The sequence below is a fragment of the Streptomyces sp. NPDC024687 genome, assembly GCF_055559055.1.
On the sequence record NZ_JBVHLJ010000002.1, the window covers coordinates 657,156 to 671,635 of the forward strand.

Genomic DNA, 14,480 nt, shown 5'->3' on the forward strand with positions numbered 1-14,480 from the left:
AACGCCGCCGGGGCGTCAGAGCGAGGCAATCAAACCGGCCGCATCAGGCAGCTCGGCAAGCTCAAGCGGCGTACCAGGAACCCTGTCGCCGACGATGATGTAACGGCGATCCGAGTACACCTCGAACGCCAACTCCCCCCGGCGGATACGCCGGCCCTGCGCGACCGCGCCGCGGAACCACAGATGCAGACCAGTACCGGACCGGCCACGCTCCATATACGTCGGCGGCAACTGATCCACGATCCGCCGCGCCCACGGCAACACCCGGCCGTCCTCAACCGCGTGATCCAGATCCACCACGACCATCCGGTCACCGGCCGTCAGCACGAACCCGACCCCGTCGCCGGTCTTGGAGGCGCAGGCCGCGGCGAAGTCCGCCCAAGACGACGGGTCGTTGACTGAGGCGAAACGCCCGTCCGTGCGCATCGGCACCTTGTCCTTGTGGCGCACCCAGCGAGGACGCGACGTCAACTCGGCCGGGACGCGAGCCTGCTGCTCGGCCCTCACCCGCTCCTGGCGGGCAACGATCCGAGCCCGGCTCGACCGCTTCCGGCAAGTCGCACCACAGAACCGCGCATCCGCCCGCGCCATCAAAGGCAGCGGGCCGGCGCACTGCGCACACTTGGTGCGGCGGCCCGTGGCGGTCGTCTTCATGCGCCCAGTCTAGCCACCGAATGTCACGGCTATAGCGCCCCGACCTGCATCGTTACCATCTCGCGACTAGGTCACCCAAGGCGCGCGGACTAGACCAGCCGAGCATCATTGCAGGTCAGCAGCCTTGGGAACCCGTACAGCCGGTCAGGTGCTATACGAGGCCGATCCCGAAAGGATCATGGTAGGGGGTATGTCCCCTATGTCCGTTTCGGGTTGGATCATGGTTCGAAGATCACGGTCAGCCGGCCTGATGCCTCCAGTCGTGCGCGATCACGTCGGTCAGGTCAGGCTCAACACTCATGATCAGCTTGTTGCCTTCGATGCCTCTTGACGTGGTCTACGTCGTGATCGGGACTGCGACGTCGCACTCGGGACAGTGGACCTGGACCGCACCAGCGGCTGCCATGCCTGCCTCCCCGTGCCCTGCCGCCCTGCCCTGCCCTGCGGCCTGCCGTCGAGGGAGTGGTGCACCAGCGTCAGCCCGTCGACCCGTCCTCCTGGGCGGCTGGCCTGACCTCGGGTCCGCACACGCAGTCGGCTTCGCTCGTGCTGGTGTCGTGGTCTACGGGGTCGCGGATCGGCGTGACGTGAACGGTGTTGGTCACCGCTCGCCCCCTCCCGCGAGAGCGTCGCGAGCGTGCCGTTCTTCGGTCGCGCCGATCTTCAGGCAGCCATCTGCATGTTCCCTCAAGGCGATCACGAGGCGTTCGTAGGGAACGTTGAGAGCATCCGCAACAGCCTCAGCCTTGGGAGTCCGAAGCCATGTGCTGCCCGGCTTGGAGGGCGCGAGCAGTCCTTGTCCGCGAGCCGCATGGACCCAGCGATCGATGGTCCTGCGCGAGCGACCTGGGTAGGCGGCGTGCACCGCCTTGGTCGGGTCTTCGCCGGCCGTGGCCGCCTGCCGCCAGATGACCGCCACGGCCTCGATCAACTCAGGGCGAATCCTCACGTGCACCTCCAGGGAATGCGGAAGCCCCGACGCCTGGAACGTCGGGGCTTCCTTCCCGCCGGGATCAACGGCGGGCGTCTATTGGATCAGGCGGCAAGCGGAAGCTTCCGCCGGTGTCGCCACTCCGCAAGGAGTGCTGCCTGCTTGGAGTGGTTGCACGACGGGCAAGCCGGAAGGACGTTGCCGATGGCGTGGCGTCCGCCCCGTGCGAGCGGGATCACGTGGTCCATCTGAACCACCTCAGGTTGCTTGCCGCAATATGCACAGCATCCGCGATGCCGGAGGACGAGACGTCGCCAGTCGTTCAGCTCCACGCCGACGCTGCCAGGGTTGCTGCGCTTGAGCGCCCGGCGTGCACGCCGACGGACCCTCATCTCCTCGGGGTGACCTACTGCCCACTGGGCGGCGCTAGCGATCAAGCGTTCACGGTTCGCCTCGTAGTAGGCCCGCTTGCTGCACCAGGGCGAGCAGTACAACGCGTCCGACCTGATCGCCTGGAAAGCCGCCGCGCAGTGGGCGCAGAGGAAATCGCGCATGCCCTTGTTCTTACGCCTGCCAATCCGCCGCTTGCTGCACTTGAGAGAGCAGGTAAGTCGATCGGTCCTGGTGGCGGGGAACGGCGCTCCGCATTCGAGACAGAGCCTCGTCTCGTCGGGGCGCCGGTTCCGTTGATAGCTCGTCTGCGTGGTGCATCGACGCGAGCAGTGGAGGGCGTCGCATCGGGTCGGCGTGAAGCTCACGCCACAGGAGAGGCACGAACGAGGCGGCGCCGATAGATCGACTCCTGCCTTGACCGCCCGCTTGTAGTGCTTCGAGCAGCGGAGTCGGCGCAGCTTTCCCGTGGTGCACTCGTCTACATCGTTGCGGTCAAAGCAGTTGGCGGAGTCGTCGAGGTTGCGGGAACTCTGCGCCTTCTGATGCACAGCAGAGCACGGCTCGCATCTTCGCGTGTTTCCGTGCCGGTGGCTGATGTCTGTGCTGCACCCTAGGCAGGCGCGCGTAGTCTGCGTCATGTCGACCTGTTCGCTCAGGTTGGCCACGGCCCCGGGAGTGTTAGCGCACTCGCCGGGGTTTCTTCATCCCATTATCGCAGGTCAACTGCCTTACTGTTGGGGGTTGTTGCTGTTACCTGCGTCGCCCCTTGGTGCCCCGATTCGCCTTGGATCCGGGCCAAGCGCCTGTCGCCTCGTGGAACCTGAGGGCGCAGTATCCCTTCGCCCGCGGGCCCATAAAGCGCTGAACTCGGGATACGCAGCGGGTGAACGACCCGGAGTGAAGGCCGTAGCCGATGCCGGCCGCCTTGCCGTTCGACGTCGGGCGGTCGCTCCAGTACCTGCGTCCTTCGCGGACGATGCGCCGGTTGCTCTTGGCTCGGTTGGCCACAGCTCTCACTCCTTCTGCGGCGCGGGCTCCGGTTGGGGGTCCTGTTCTTCGTCTACCCGCATGATGCTGCGGACTTGCTCGCGGGGGACGGCGTAGCAGGCGCCGGCTGCGTCGTGGAAGACGGCCCAGCCTTGGGTGAGTTCGAGGGTGAGCGGGTCGTCTTCGAGGAGGGTGTCGTCGCCGCGGCGTTCGGCGTGGACGATGAGGTAGCGCGGCATGGTCACCGCCTCACAGGAGTCCGGGATGCTGCTCACTCGGCCGTGTTCGTCCGGGCCGCGGGTTGGTGCGCTGGGCGGCATTCCCTTCCGCACTGCTCTTCAGCCCATGACACGTGGCACACACGCCTTGCAGCCGGTCTTCCGCGTGGGCGTCGGTCTTCGCTTCGATGTGGTCACAGTGGGTCGCCGGACGGACCTGACAGATCTGGCAGACCACGTCGCGGGCAAGCACCTTGGCGCGGATCTTCGACCAGTTGGACGGCAGCCGGCTCTTGCGGTCGGAGTTCTTCCATCCTCCGCTCACAGCCGCCTCCTACTCTTCGGGGCAACGTTCGGTGTCGCTGTTGAGCGCCCATCCCCCGAACCCGGTGCGTTGTCCAGCGGGCGCGTTGGCGACTGCGACGCCGTAGAGCCGGACGGCCGCAGCTTCAGCCCGTTCGAGTGGGTCGTAGCTGCTGCCGCTGATCTCAACGGTGATCTCGCGGACTCCGTCGGACAGCTTGACCGTCACCTCAGGCATCGGGCGAGTCTGATCGTCCGACCGACTTGCCGAGGCGCGGACCTTGCGGCGTCTGGCGTACCACGGACGCGGCGATGTCCCGGAGGTCCCGGTCGCCGACCGTCAAGTTGAACTGATCTGCCACGACTTCGGTGGCGGTGTACCCGCTGAGGTCGTTGGCGGGGATGTCGATGGTCTCTTCGAAGACGAGGACGGCGCGGGCGCCGATCTTCTCGGCGAGGTCTCCGTCGTTGAGGTCGCGGCGGAGCGCTTCGAACGCTGCTTCGTCGGTGGGGACCTGGTCGACGACGAGGACGAATGGCGGCCGGTCGTCGCCGCTACCTTCGGGGAGTTCGAGGATCTGCAGGCGGGCCATCAGTCGGTCACCGCCTTGGCGTCCTCTCGATGAATGCTTCGGACGTTGGCTACCGGGATGTGGCTGACAATCACGGAATCGTCCTCGTCGCTGCCCAGGTAGGCGGTGTACTGCGTTCCTTCTTCTTCGACCCGGTCGACCTGGATGGTCTCGGTCTCGCCGTCGAGGTAGCTGATCAAGTAGCGGGGCATGGCGCGGGCTCCTGTGGTGTGGGGTTACGGCTTCCAGCGGGGTCCGCGTAGCGCTTCTGGCACGTCGCTGGTGGTGATGGGCGAGGTGAGCGCGCTCGTGAAGGCGTCTCGGAGCATCCCGGGGAGGCCTTCAGGGTGGCGCTTACGCTCTGGCGCCGTCGGCCTGTCAAGCCCGGCGAGGATCTCGGGCGTGATGCCGTGGGCGGGCGCGAGGTCGAGGAGTTCGGGGCAATCGTTGACGCTCTCCACTCCCGGGAGGCCCCAGTCGTCAATTCCGCATCCTTCGCAGGCTCCTGGGAATGCGACCTCGGCGGTGTCCGTCCGGTGTCGGCCGAGGATTCGACGGTCTGCCTCGCAGCGGCGGAGAGTGTCGAACGCGGGCTGTACGACGGTGATGCCGTCGCCGACTGGCTCGACGCCGTACTGGGTGATGGTGAGTTGTGGTCCTTCGGCCGTCTGCTGCACGTCGGTGACGGTTCCGGTGATGACTGGTCCGCCGTCACGGGGCTTGAATGCGACGCGGCGACCTTCGAGCTCTGCGCGCACGCTCGCCTCTGCGGCGTCGACTTGCTGGGTGATCCAGGCGTGGAGATCCATGGCGCGGGCTCCGGGTGTGGGTTAGAGGTCGCCTTCGGCTGCGATCACGACGCGGCGGGCGAACATGGTGAGCGTCACGGTGACGGCCTCGTCGTCGGAGATATCGTGCACGCGGATCTTCGTCCCGGAGGGGATGGGGATGTCGACCCCGTTGATGCGGACAGCACTCGGTACGAGCACCGGGTCGCCGCTCCCACGGTCGATGATCTCGATGTCGGCGCCTCGGCGCTGCGGGGCGGAAGTCATGGGCGCGGGCCTTCCGTGGGTTCAGTTGGCGGGGTCGCCGCACCATTGGCAGCGCGGGTTGATGCCGAGTGGGGGGCGTCCGTGACGTCCGCGCTTGTGGAGGTAGCGCATGCGGGCGGCGTAGGCGCGCGAGTAGACGGCCGTGTACAGGCGGTAGAGGCCGCCCGATTCGCGCCTGAAGCTGGGTATGTGGCGGTAGGCGAGCTGCTGTGCGCTGTTCACGCGACGCCTCCCGTCAGGCGTTGAGCGCCCGCCGCACGCCCTCTTCGAGCGTCACGGTGGGCACATAGTGGTTGAGCATCCGCGTGGGGTCGCTAACGCGGTGGTGTACGCCTTGGGGTGCGTCGGCGCGGTGCTTGAAGTGGGGCCGGTAGCCCGCTGTCGTGGTGACGATGTGGGCGAGGTCGTCGAAGCTGGTGGCGCGTCCCCAGCCGAGGTTGACGGGTCCGGTGACGTCGGCGTCGAGGAGCGCGAGGGTGGCGCCGACGAGATCCGAGATGTGGATCCAGTCGCGGGTGCTGCTGCCGTCGCCCCAGATCTCGAACGGATCCTGCCGCTCCTTGGCCCGGCGGATGAACGCGGGGAACGGGTACGCCTCGTCCTGGTCCTCGCCGTACCCGGAGAACGGCCTGGGTATGAGGATGCGGCAGCCTTCGGCTTCGGCGTACTGGGCGAGCTTCTCCCCCGTCAGCTTCGCCCAGCCGTAGGTGGCGTCGGGCTCCTCCATGTAGGCGAGGTTGATGTCCTCTTCGTACAGGCGCCGCACCTCACCAGGCTGCTGAAGCGCCACCGGGTACGCGGCGGAGCTGCTGAAGTAGACGGCACGCGGGGTGCCGGTGCGGATGAGCCACCGCATGTACCAGGCGTCGAGTGCGAGGTTGGTGGCGACGCCGAGCGGTGAGCCGTCGATGCTGGCCCGGCCTCCGACGATCGCCGCACAGTGGATCGCGAGATCCCAGCGCTGGTCGTCGGCGCGGAAGAAGTCGAGGGCGTCTCGGCTGCCGTCTGCGAGGTCGACGCCGGTGACGTCCCAGCCTCGGGCGTCCATTGCCGCGTGCAGGTGTCGACCGACGAAGCCTCGGTGGCCGGTGAGGAGGACGCGCACGGGCACCTCCTGACACGATGTGAACCATGGAGTCCGAAGAGACCGCGAGCGGCTACAGCAACGGCGGCATCTTGGCGCCGGGAGTGGCGTACTACCGGAATGACCACGCGTGGAAGTGCGAAGTGATCGTGCCCCTACGTCCGACGCCGGAGCAGATCAGGGACGCAGCGCTGATCGTGGCGTTCCAGGATGAGATTGATCTGATCGACACGTCAGCCCTCGACGAGCTCCCGTAGTCGCCCGGCCGTCTGCGTCAGCCTGCCTTGACGGCCTTGTAGACGCCCCATGGCAGTTGCGCCTCGACGGGCTTCAGCCCGATGCGGGTGCAGGCGTCGTCGTGGGCTTCCTGGCTCCAGGTGGTGACGTCGAGCCACGCCTGGCCTTCGACGGGCTGCTCGCTGATGGGCCAGTCGAGGACGAGGATCCCGCCGAGCTTGACTGCCTGTCGGAGTTCGGCGAGGAGGTCGAGGCAGTCCGCGTATCCGTGGTGGATCAGGATGGCGAGCGCGACGACGGCGTCGACTTTCTTGCCGAGCTGCCCGTACAGGTCCCGGCCCGGGTTGAGCAGGGTTGGCATATCGGGGTCGCGCTGGTGGAGCCGGTCGAGCATGTTCTGGGAGGCGTCGACAGCGGTGACGTCGTAGCCGAGTTCGCGCAGCGGGATGGCGACGCGGCCGTCACCGCACCCGAAGTCGATGACCTTGCAGCCGTCCGGGAGGACGGTGCCGATCAGGGCCGCTTGGTTGCGGCCCGAGCTCCAGTAGGCGTCTTCGTCGATGCCGCGTGTGGGGTGGATGGCGGCGGGGTCGGCCTGGTTCCAGGCTTCGATGATGTCGGCGGCGGTCACGCGACCTCCTCGGCTGCGCCTGTGGTGTTGGTCGCGAGCGTGATGCCGGGCGCCAGGGTGCCGCCCTGGCTGTAGGCGACGAGCTTGCGCAGCTTGTCCAGGTCGGCTTCGAGGCCGCCGTTGTCGCGGTAGTCGTAGTAGGCGGCGGCATCGGCGCTGGCCCGCTCGGAGCTGTTGCAGTCCTCGTAGACGGCGTCGACGCTCGCCTTGCCGGCCGCAGGATGCAGGTGCTCGATGACCATGTCGTTGAGGTAAGTGATTCGCTCCATGCCGCGACCCCAATCGACCCAGCACAGGTCGACGCACAAATGCACCATGACTGGAGGCGCCATGTAGCCGAGCGTCTCGACGATGTCCGAGGTCATCGCCACGGCGGTGGCCATCTTCTCGCCCTGCAGCAGGTCGTTGCCGTAGACGATGCCGGGACCGCCCGACAGGCAGATCCGGATGCGTTCGTCCCACGGCTGGGCTGCGGGCCGGGGCCGGTGGTCGTCACCGAGGAACGCGAGGAACCGGTAGTCTCCGGCGTTCTTCACCGCGGCCTGGTTCAACGTGCCGACGAGCCGTTTGCGTGCCCAGAACACGAACCGGGCCCGGTCGTCGTCGGCGAGCGCCTTCGCCTGCTGCTTGTAGCCGGCCAGCTCGGGGTCGTCCTTGTCGACGCAGAACAGCACGTCTGCGGTGGCCCCGGTGTCATCCCAGGCTTGCATGATCTGGGGGATGGCCTGGGGTCGGCCGCGGGTCGGGATGATGACGAGGAGGTCGTCGGCCATGGCGCGGGCTCCGGTCTAGTAGACGGTGAGTGTTCCGGCCCGGTAGACGGGGACTTCGGCTCCTGCGGCCCAGGTGAGCCATACCGAGTACTCGCCGGGGGCGAGTGTGAGGGTGCCGCCTGTGGGGCCGATGAGGATGCGGGCGTGGGGGGCGTTCCATTCGCCGGTCTTCCAGTCCCCCGATACGGGGTTGTCGGTGGAGGAGGCGGGCAGGAACGCGAACTTGGGGGGCGCCGCCGCGGTGATGACGGTGCCGCCGATCTTGGCTTGTGCGGTGATGCGCACGTATTCGGTGGAGGTGGCGGCTATCTCCACGGCGTGCTCACCGCCCATCCTCGGGTCGGCTTGCCGATGTCGAAGTCGACGTCGCTGAGATCTGTCGTACCGGTGGCGGCGGCGGTGGCGTCGGTGTCCAGGCGTCCGCTGCCGGTGGCGTAGTAGACGGCCCGGGGTGTTGCCGCGACCGCGGTGTCGAAGGTGGCTGTCGCGGTGCCCGTTGCCGCCCGGAGGGGGGTGGCGGTGACGTTGGTGGTGAAGGTTCCGGAGCCGGTCGCCACGACCGTGGCGCCGTTGGAGAGGGTGTTGAACAGGTCGTAGGCGGCTTCGTCGACGGTGCCCGCGTCGCGGTGGGCTGACATGTCGACGGCGCACTGGTTGGTGGAGGCGGTGACCCAGGCGGGGGTGGCGAGCGTTCTGCGGTTCGTCCAGGTGGAGCCGTCCGGGGAGGTATCCCAGAAGACGCTGCCGCCGGTTTCGCGCAGCCGCAGGAACTTGTGGGTGGTCGCCGAGTAGGCGATCGATACGGCGCCGGCGTCGAAGTAGCCGGACTCGCTGGACATCTTCAACTGGCCGGTGACGGTGTTGATGACGAAGCCGATGCGGGTGCCGTAGAGGGAGTTGGTGTTGTCGCCGATGCCTGGGGCGTTGACGAACACCGATGTGTAGGCCTCGGTGGCGGTGGATGCGGCTGGCACGTTCGTCACGGACACGTAGAAGGAGGCGCCGGCGAGGGTCCATGTATAGGAGGTCTGGTAGCCGGCATAGGAGGTGGTGCAGGGGACGTGGGCTTTGCCGCCGGATTCGGTGACGCCGCCGTAGGCGTTGCCCCAGTCGGGGCCGATCACGCCGTCGTTGAAGTTGTCCACCAGGGCGGTCAGAAGAGGCATGGCGGCCTCCCTTCCGCGCCGGGATCAGCTTGCGGTGAAGGTCCAACCTCCGGCCGCCACCTTGAAGTCGTCCCCGGCGGCGACGGTCTTGGAGACGTCGAACAGGCCGTAGGACCAGCGGACAGGCGTGCCTGCAGAGTCCCAGATCTCCCAGCCGACGACCGTCGCTGCGGGCATGCCGGAGAAGATGAGGTCGGCGCTGTTGGAGACGGCGCCGTTGACGGCTGCGGCGACGGTGATGTTTTTCCGCGCGTAGGAGCCGCCGGTGACTTCGGTGCCCGCCGCGGTGTCGCTGCCGTTGGCGGTGGTGAGCGCCATCTTCAGCGGCAGGGTTGGCGCTGTGGTGGCTGTTCCGAACAGCCAGTCTGTGACCCGGTTCTCGGCCGTGTTCGAAAGGTTGTCTGCGATCGGTCTCGCCTCCTTCGGCTAGCTCGGTTCGGGGCCGAGGTTCTTCAGGCGCAGCCGGAACGGGTACGTCGAGTGGGCGTAGATCACGTTCGCGTTGCCGGCGGCGGCGCCTTGGTGGGCGAGGGCCACGGTCGCTTTGCCGGTGCCGTCGATGTGTCCGGCGTCGACGGTGAACATGGGCGGTCCGGGCTCGTAGCCGAATGACAGCGACGGGTACAGGGCTGGGTCGCCTTCACTGAGGGGGCTGCCGGTGTCGGTGCCTGCGTAGACGGCGATGCTGCCGGCCGAGTCGAGGAGAACCCAGTCGAGGAAGTGGCCGCCCTTGCGCATGAACCGGCCGATGACCTCGATCCTGTCCCCTGCCGCTGCTGCGATGGAGCACTGCAGGGGGGTGCCAGCCGAGGTTGGGACGACCGCCCACGACGCGGCACCTGGGAGGCCGGAGAGGTTGTCGTCGGTGATGCGCACCTTCGCCGTGCGGATCGCCGCGCCGCCGCCTACTGGCCCTGGGTCGCCCTGATCGCCTTTCGGACCGACAAGGGAGGCGAGCCACTCGGCTTCCGTGCCGGAGAATCCTTCGGTGACGGCGACCTCGTAGGCTGACAGGCCGTCGGCGCCTGCCGCTCCTGGTGCCCCGTCGGCTCCCGGCTCGCCGGGGTCACCCTTGTCACCCTTCGGTCCTGGGGCGCCGGTTTCTCCCGACGGCCCCTGTTCGCCTGGGTCGCCTTTGGGTCCTGCCGCGCCGTCGGCTCCTGCGGATCCAGTCGGGCCGGTCGCTCCCGTGGCTCCGGTGTCGCCCTTCGGGCCCGTCGCGCCGGTGGCTCCTGTCGCGCCTGCCGGTCCGGCTGCTCCGGCCGGTCCGGCTGCTCCGGCTGGTCCGGTGGGTCCGATGAGGGAGGCGAGCCATTGGGTGAGGGTGCCGGTGAAGCCCTGCTCGACGGCGATCTCATACGCCGACTTGCCGGGGGTGCCGGTGGTTCCTCCGCCGGGGGCTTGGGCGGGCACGAGGTCGTCGAGGTGGACGGTGGCGCCGTCTGCGCCGTGGATGTCGGCCCAGAAGATGATGCGCTGGCCGCGGGAGGGCTGGACGTCGACGCGCCATTTCCATCCGGTCGGGCTGAGCCCGGCCGCGTTGTTGGGGATGACCTGGACGCTGAACTGCCCGTCAGTGATCGCTTTCTTGCCGCCGCCGGGGTAGATGGCGTGCCGGGTTTCGTCGGTGAGGATGGCGGAGGGGGTGAGGACGATGTTGCCGCCGAAGCCTGTGCCTGCGACCGGGGAGGGGAGGGTGCCGACGAGGGTGACGACCGGGGTTCCTGACGGGAAGGCCACGGTGCACCTCCTGGGGGGTCCCGCCACCCACGACGGGGGCGCTGCGGGCGGCGGGACGTTCGGGGCGTGGGACCGGACCCGCCCCGGTCTGGTGTTGTTGCCCGCCCGGACCCCCACAGGTCCGGGCGGACGGCGGGCCGAGCGCGAGGCGCTACAAGGCCCTCCCTGCGCTCGACCACCGCGCGCAGGAGATCAGGCGGCGAGTAAGCCGCTTTCGATGATGTCGGGCGTGGGGCCGGGCGCGATGAGCGCGCGGGTGTCCTTGTCGCGGCGGGCTTCGGGAAGTTCGGCGAGGTCGTAGAGGACGCCGTTCCGTCGCTGCGGGTTGTGGTGCCGGGTGAGTCTGCCTTCGGCTGCCCAGCGTCGGATGGTGGTGGCGGGCCGTCCGGTCCAGTAGGCGGCGAGGTCTTCGGGGACGAGCTGTGGGGGCATCGGCTCACCCCCTGAATATGCGTGAGGGCCGCGCGGCGGCGGCCCTCAAACACAGCTAGATCAAGTTGAGCACACAATACGCTCGGCTCCGCGATCTCGGCAACCCCTGTTGCTCATGTGGCAAGTCGAGGTGTCACGGCGCCCACTCGTCGCCCTTGTGATCCGGATGCCCGGCGAACGGCTGGGCGAGGATGCGGAGCATGTGGTCGCCGAGCCCCAGCATCGCGCCATCGCCTACTCCCCATTCTCCGTCTACGGCATCCTCCAGCTTGTCGATCTCGGGCACGATCTGGTTGATGAGGGCGAACTTGGCGTCGATGTCCGCGACCACGCCTGGATCGGGGGATGACTCGGTGGCGATCTCCCGCCACTTCTCGATCGGGTATGGGTGGCCGTCGACGAGTAGCCGCTCACCGTCGTGGTCGCGGACGAGCGCGACGTCGTGGCCGTCGAACACGCTGGGGATCGTCTGCCGCTTCGCATTCTCGCGAGCGCGCGCCTCCGTGTACCGGGCCCGCAGGAAGTCGGCGATGTCGCTCATGCGGTCTCCGTGGTGTGGGCGATGGCGCGCGCTTCGAGGGCGTCGGCTTCGATGTCGATGGCTTCACCGGCGCCGGGAAGGGTGCAGTCGGGGTCGTCGGCGAGGTTGCGGCAGGATTCGGCGATGGCGCGCAGGAGCGCCAAGACCGCATCGCAGGGGATGAACGGCTGGCCGTTGCTGGCAGTCACAATGGGGAGGCGGTCTGCCGCGTGAGGGAGTGGCTCCACACTCACGGTTTACCTCCCCGCGCCCTGTCCATGGCAGTGATCAGCTGGTCTGCGTAGTGCACAGAGACGCCGTGCGGGGAGCAGAACTCCCGCATCTCGTCGGCGTACTTGCGGGCCGCTGCGACTTCATGCTCGGCGGCCTCTGCCCGCTCGCGCCATTCCTGCGCATAGGCGTCTAGGTTGGCCTCTGCGCGAGCCGTGCTAATCCCAGCCTGACGCAGGTAGGCGAGGAGTCTGTCGCGCGTCGTCATGCCGCGACTCCTGCTGCTTCGGCGAGCACGGCTTCTTGTGCGGCCCGCAGCTCCCGCCACTCCCCCAGGGTTTCCCACCGTCCTCCGCAGCTGCCGCAGTGGACGCGGTGACTGTCGGCGCGAGCGGTGAGCGGCGTCCAACACAGGTCGTCGCCGACACGGACGGGGCAGTTGCCTATCTGGACACGGCCGGGACGCCGTTCGTCGTTGACGAGGGCCGTGCATTCTCCGTGCAGGCGCCGCAGGTCGTCGATGTCCTGCCCGACCTCCTCATACGACGAGCACGCCCACAGGAGGTTGTTGGCGAGGAACCCCGCCAACTCCGGTACCGCCTGCGCCGGGTTGCCGCGCCACGGCGCTACCGTCCAGCCCAGCGTCTGCCGCCAGGCGTCCTCGATCGCCGACAAGCGGGCCGCGACACCACCCGGCCCGACCAAGTTGAGGACGTCGAGACGGGGCGGGATCGGTGCCGTGCGGGTACCGCTGCCGCCTGCACCCCGGCGGCTGGCGCCCTTCATCAAAGCCGCCGTCGTGTCCAGCTGCCGGAACAGGGCCGGGAGTTCAGCTATCCACTGGGCTGCACGATCCTCGCATGGACGGCACGCCCACCGGTCGGCCTCGGTAACCCACAGCTGCCGGTTGCAGCGGGGGGTGGCGCATACCGGCCATTCGTAGCCGTCGAGTTCGGGGGTGGGGTCGTACATGGTGCGGCTCCTCCGGCGGTGGTACGGGAAGCAGGGGCACTACTGAGCCAATGGTGGCATGAGGTGTTGACACAGTGGGCCAATGGCTCAGTGCGGAGCGCGCGGATCGCGCCTGCCGGCGGAAGCGACCCGCTTCTTCGAATCCCGCCCCGGCGCTCTATCGGCCGCGTCACACTGCCGGTATGGCGCTTCGTTTCACGGTGCAGGGCGATGACGAGCAGGAGACGGCGGAGGGCTGGCAGCTGCTCCTCGACGCCGGTCTCGCGCCGGCCATGCCGCCCCGGCAGTTGACGGACCAGCGGTGGATGGCGCGGGCCGTACCCGCAACGCAGGCCCCGGCCGGAGACGATCCCGGCCGGGGCCTTGACGTGCCCTCTCAGTGACGGTTGTTGGTCTTGGACCAGACGGCCCGGGTCTGGGTGATGCGGGTTTCCTGGTGGACGTTGCCGGTGTACGTCTGGTGGATCTCGGTGGGGGCGGCTTCGCCGGCGCGCCGGATGAGCCGGGCGAGGGCGAGGATCGGTACGGCGATGGCGGCCGGGGCTGCGCAAATGAGGCCGATGACGGTCGGGTTGGCGTGTTCGGAGGCGACCATGACGGCCACCGCGATCAGGCCGGGCGGCACGGTGGCGAGGCTGCAGTACATGACCGCCCGGGCGACCTCGGTGGTGCGCTGCGACATCGCGGGAATGCCGGGCTGGGCGACGGGCGAGGTGTTGCCGATGCGCGGCCCGTCCTCGTGGCTGGGCACGTCGGGGTCGGGGTTGCGGTAGCTGGTCTGGGTGATGAAGTCGCGGACAGCCGCCTGCATGACGGAGTCGGTGAGCGGGTTGTCGGCCTGCCCGGTCGTGACGGGCGGCTCGGGCAGGTCATACATGTGCTGGTTCTCCTTCTGACTGGGGTTACGGGGTGGCGGCTTTCGCTGTGGCCTTGCCGGCGGCGGCCTTGGGGGCAGGTGTGGGCTTGGAGGGGGCGAGGGCTGCGGCTTCGGTCTGCTGCGCGTACCAAGTGCCGCCGACGCTGGCGCCGCCGTGCTTGGTCTTCTCGTGGGCGCGGAGGGCTTTGGTGGCGGTCTTCGCGTCGCGGTAGCGGGGCTTCTCCTTCTTGCCGCAGGGGCAGGTCCAGCCGACGAGCCCGGTGCGTTTGGCGGCGCCTATGCGGGCGGCCCGGTTGATCTCTGTGCGGGAGACCTTGGTCTTCGTCGGCTTGGCGGGGCAGGGCTTGGAGCCGGTGAAGGAGCCGTCTTTGCTCTGGGTGAAGATCTGGCCGTTGCCGTGGCAGGTGGTGCAGCCCACGTGGGTGGCGCGGAGGATGGCGGCGTCCTTGCGGGACTGCATGACGGATCGGCGGTCGGCGACCATGGGGGCGATGACGCGGAGGACGAGCCAGCTGCCGAGGCGGGCGTGCATGGGGCCGCCGCGGGGGATTTTGACTCGGCGTGCGGGGTGCTTGCGGGCTGTCGGCTTGCGACGGCGTGCGGGGGCCGTGCGGCGGGTGGTCGGCCGCCTTGCGGGACGCTTCGCTGCCATGATCGGAACTCCTCGGACGGTGATCGGTTTGTTGTGGTTTGTGAAGTGCTCG

At 68.4% G+C, this 14,480-nt stretch carries 28 protein-coding genes; 2 read left to right on the forward strand and 26 right to left on the reverse strand.

The genetic code is table 11. From position 1 onward, the window contains the following. Window positions 1-15: 15 nt before the first annotated feature. The 13 genes from ACZ39I_RS09475 to ACZ39I_RS09535 all read right to left on the reverse strand — a co-directional run bounded on the left by ACZ39I_RS09475 (window position 16) and on the right by ACZ39I_RS09535 (window position 6,218). Entirely contained in the window at window positions 16-654 is a 639-nt protein-coding gene (locus tag ACZ39I_RS09475) for a bifunctional DNA primase/polymerase (RefSeq protein ID WP_467243863.1), read from the reverse strand. Between the two features lie 476 nt (window positions 655-1,130). Next, window positions 1,131-1,259, reverse strand: coding sequence for a hypothetical protein (locus ACZ39I_RS09480; RefSeq protein WP_467243864.1), 129 nt, complete (start codon window positions 1,257-1,259; stop codon window positions 1,131-1,133). Then, window positions 1,256-1,585: a hypothetical protein gene (locus ACZ39I_RS09485; RefSeq protein ID WP_467243865.1), complete on the reverse strand. Its 330-nt coding sequence runs from the start codon at window positions 1,583-1,585 to the stop codon at window positions 1,256-1,258. Before ACZ39I_RS09485 ends, ACZ39I_RS09480 begins: the two co-directional genes overlap by 4 nt. Before the next feature lie 104 nt (window positions 1,586-1,689). After that, window positions 1,690-2,616 carry an HNH endonuclease gene (locus tag ACZ39I_RS09490; RefSeq protein WP_467244366.1) on the reverse strand — a complete coding sequence of 309 codons (927 nt, stop codon included), beginning with the start codon at window positions 2,614-2,616 and terminating at the stop codon, window positions 1,690-1,692. A gap of 375 nt (window positions 2,617-2,991) precedes the next feature. Further along, complete coding sequence (locus ACZ39I_RS09495; protein WP_467243866.1) at window positions 2,992-3,204, reverse strand: hypothetical protein; 213 nt, start codon at window positions 3,202-3,204, stop codon at window positions 2,992-2,994. A gap of 10 nt (window positions 3,205-3,214) precedes the next feature. Beyond that, window positions 3,215-3,508, reverse strand: coding sequence for an HNH endonuclease (locus ACZ39I_RS09500; RefSeq protein WP_467243867.1), 294 nt, complete (start codon window positions 3,506-3,508; stop codon window positions 3,215-3,217). A 9-nt stretch (window positions 3,509-3,517) separates the two neighbouring features. Next, complete coding sequence (locus tag ACZ39I_RS09505) at window positions 3,518-3,724, reverse strand: hypothetical protein (protein ID WP_467243868.1); 207 nt, start codon at window positions 3,722-3,724, stop codon at window positions 3,518-3,520. Next, on the reverse strand, window positions 3,717-4,079 hold the full coding sequence (locus ACZ39I_RS09510) for a hypothetical protein (RefSeq protein WP_467243869.1): 363 nt from the start codon (window positions 4,077-4,079) through the stop codon (window positions 3,717-3,719). The genes ACZ39I_RS09505 and ACZ39I_RS09510 overlap by 8 nt, the downstream gene beginning before the upstream one ends. Continuing rightward, complete coding sequence (locus tag ACZ39I_RS09515; protein WP_467243870.1) at window positions 4,079-4,270, reverse strand: hypothetical protein; 192 nt, start codon at window positions 4,268-4,270, stop codon at window positions 4,079-4,081. The genes ACZ39I_RS09510 and ACZ39I_RS09515 overlap by 1 nt, the downstream gene beginning before the upstream one ends. A 24-nt stretch (window positions 4,271-4,294) precedes the next feature. Then, on the reverse strand, window positions 4,295-4,867 hold the full coding sequence (locus tag ACZ39I_RS09520; RefSeq protein ID WP_467243871.1) for a hypothetical protein: 573 nt from the start codon (window positions 4,865-4,867) through the stop codon (window positions 4,295-4,297). A 21-nt stretch (window positions 4,868-4,888) separates the two neighbouring features. Next, window positions 4,889-5,113 (reverse strand): hypothetical protein, encoded by a 225-nt coding sequence (locus ACZ39I_RS09525; RefSeq protein WP_467243872.1) that lies wholly within the window; start codon window positions 5,111-5,113, stop codon window positions 4,889-4,891. Between the two features lie 21 nt (window positions 5,114-5,134). Then, the gene (locus ACZ39I_RS09530; RefSeq protein ID WP_467243873.1) at window positions 5,135-5,335 is read right to left on the reverse strand and encodes a hypothetical protein; all 201 of its coding nucleotides are present in this window, start codon (window positions 5,333-5,335) and stop codon (window positions 5,135-5,137) included. A 13-nt stretch (window positions 5,336-5,348) separates the two neighbouring features. Next, the gene (locus ACZ39I_RS09535; RefSeq protein ID WP_467243874.1) at window positions 5,349-6,218 is read right to left on the reverse strand and encodes an NAD-dependent epimerase/dehydratase family protein; all 870 of its coding nucleotides are present in this window, start codon (window positions 6,216-6,218) and stop codon (window positions 5,349-5,351) included. A 26-nt stretch (window positions 6,219-6,244) separates the two neighbouring features. On the opposite strand from ACZ39I_RS09535, the gene ACZ39I_RS09540 reads away from it, so the two are divergent. Then, window positions 6,245-6,454, forward strand: coding sequence for a hypothetical protein (locus tag ACZ39I_RS09540; protein ID WP_467243875.1), 210 nt, complete (start codon window positions 6,245-6,247; stop codon window positions 6,452-6,454). 17 nt (window positions 6,455-6,471) lie between these two features. Here ACZ39I_RS09540 and ACZ39I_RS09545 read toward each other — a convergent pair whose 3' ends face one another. The 11 genes from ACZ39I_RS09545 to ACZ39I_RS09595 form a co-directional block, all read right to left on the reverse strand. Continuing rightward, window positions 6,472-7,065 carry a class I SAM-dependent methyltransferase gene (locus tag ACZ39I_RS09545; protein ID WP_467243876.1) on the reverse strand — a complete coding sequence of 198 codons (594 nt, stop codon included), beginning with the start codon at window positions 7,063-7,065 and terminating at the stop codon, window positions 6,472-6,474. Beyond that, on the reverse strand, window positions 7,062-7,838 hold the full coding sequence (locus ACZ39I_RS09550) for a glycosyltransferase family A protein (RefSeq protein ID WP_467243877.1): 777 nt from the start codon (window positions 7,836-7,838) through the stop codon (window positions 7,062-7,064). The genes ACZ39I_RS09545 and ACZ39I_RS09550 overlap by 4 nt, the downstream gene beginning before the upstream one ends. A 15-nt stretch (window positions 7,839-7,853) precedes the next feature. Next, window positions 7,854-8,153, reverse strand: coding sequence for a hypothetical protein (locus ACZ39I_RS09555; protein WP_467243878.1), 300 nt, complete (start codon window positions 8,151-8,153; stop codon window positions 7,854-7,856). Continuing rightward, entirely contained in the window at window positions 8,144-9,004 is an 861-nt protein-coding gene (locus tag ACZ39I_RS09560) for a hypothetical protein (RefSeq protein WP_467243879.1), read from the reverse strand. The genes ACZ39I_RS09555 and ACZ39I_RS09560 overlap by 10 nt, the downstream gene beginning before the upstream one ends. A 24-nt stretch (window positions 9,005-9,028) precedes the next feature. Then, a complete protein-coding gene (locus tag ACZ39I_RS09565; protein ID WP_467244367.1) occupies window positions 9,029-9,412 on the reverse strand; it encodes a phage tail fiber protein in 384 nt (127 codons plus the stop codon). A gap of 18 nt (window positions 9,413-9,430) precedes the next feature. Continuing rightward, complete coding sequence (locus ACZ39I_RS09570; protein ID WP_467243880.1) at window positions 9,431-10,744, reverse strand: hypothetical protein; 1,314 nt, start codon at window positions 10,742-10,744, stop codon at window positions 9,431-9,433. 192 nt (window positions 10,745-10,936) lie between these two features. Then, entirely contained in the window at window positions 10,937-11,176 is a 240-nt protein-coding gene (locus tag ACZ39I_RS09575; RefSeq protein ID WP_467243881.1) for a helix-turn-helix domain-containing protein, read from the reverse strand. 133 nt (window positions 11,177-11,309) lie between these two features. After that, window positions 11,310-11,717, reverse strand: a complete 408-nt coding sequence (locus ACZ39I_RS09580; protein ID WP_467243882.1) for a DUF6221 family protein — start codon at window positions 11,715-11,717, stop codon at window positions 11,310-11,312. Next, window positions 11,714-11,905 (reverse strand): hypothetical protein, encoded by a 192-nt coding sequence (locus tag ACZ39I_RS09585; RefSeq protein ID WP_467243883.1) that lies wholly within the window; start codon window positions 11,903-11,905, stop codon window positions 11,714-11,716. Before ACZ39I_RS09585 ends, ACZ39I_RS09580 begins: the two co-directional genes overlap by 4 nt. A gap of 41 nt (window positions 11,906-11,946) precedes the next feature. Continuing rightward, on the reverse strand, window positions 11,947-12,195 hold the full coding sequence (locus tag ACZ39I_RS09590) for a hypothetical protein (protein WP_467243884.1): 249 nt from the start codon (window positions 12,193-12,195) through the stop codon (window positions 11,947-11,949). Further along, complete coding sequence (locus tag ACZ39I_RS09595) at window positions 12,192-12,899, reverse strand: hypothetical protein (protein WP_467243885.1); 708 nt, start codon at window positions 12,897-12,899, stop codon at window positions 12,192-12,194. The genes ACZ39I_RS09590 and ACZ39I_RS09595 overlap by 4 nt, the downstream gene beginning before the upstream one ends. Window positions 12,900-13,081: 182 nt before the next feature. Between ACZ39I_RS09595 and ACZ39I_RS09600 the strand changes: the two genes are divergently transcribed. Continuing rightward, window positions 13,082-13,282, forward strand: coding sequence for a hypothetical protein (locus ACZ39I_RS09600; RefSeq protein WP_467243886.1), 201 nt, complete (start codon window positions 13,082-13,084; stop codon window positions 13,280-13,282). Here ACZ39I_RS09600 and ACZ39I_RS09605 read toward each other — a convergent pair. Next, a complete protein-coding gene (locus tag ACZ39I_RS09605; protein WP_467243887.1) occupies window positions 13,276-13,776 on the reverse strand; it encodes a hypothetical protein in 501 nt (166 codons plus the stop codon). The genes ACZ39I_RS09600 and ACZ39I_RS09605 overlap by 7 nt on opposite strands. A gap of 25 nt (window positions 13,777-13,801) precedes the next feature. Then, the gene (locus ACZ39I_RS09610; protein WP_467243888.1) at window positions 13,802-14,428 is read right to left on the reverse strand and encodes a hypothetical protein; all 627 of its coding nucleotides are present in this window, start codon (window positions 14,426-14,428) and stop codon (window positions 13,802-13,804) included. Between the last annotated feature and the right edge of the window lie 52 nt (window positions 14,429-14,480).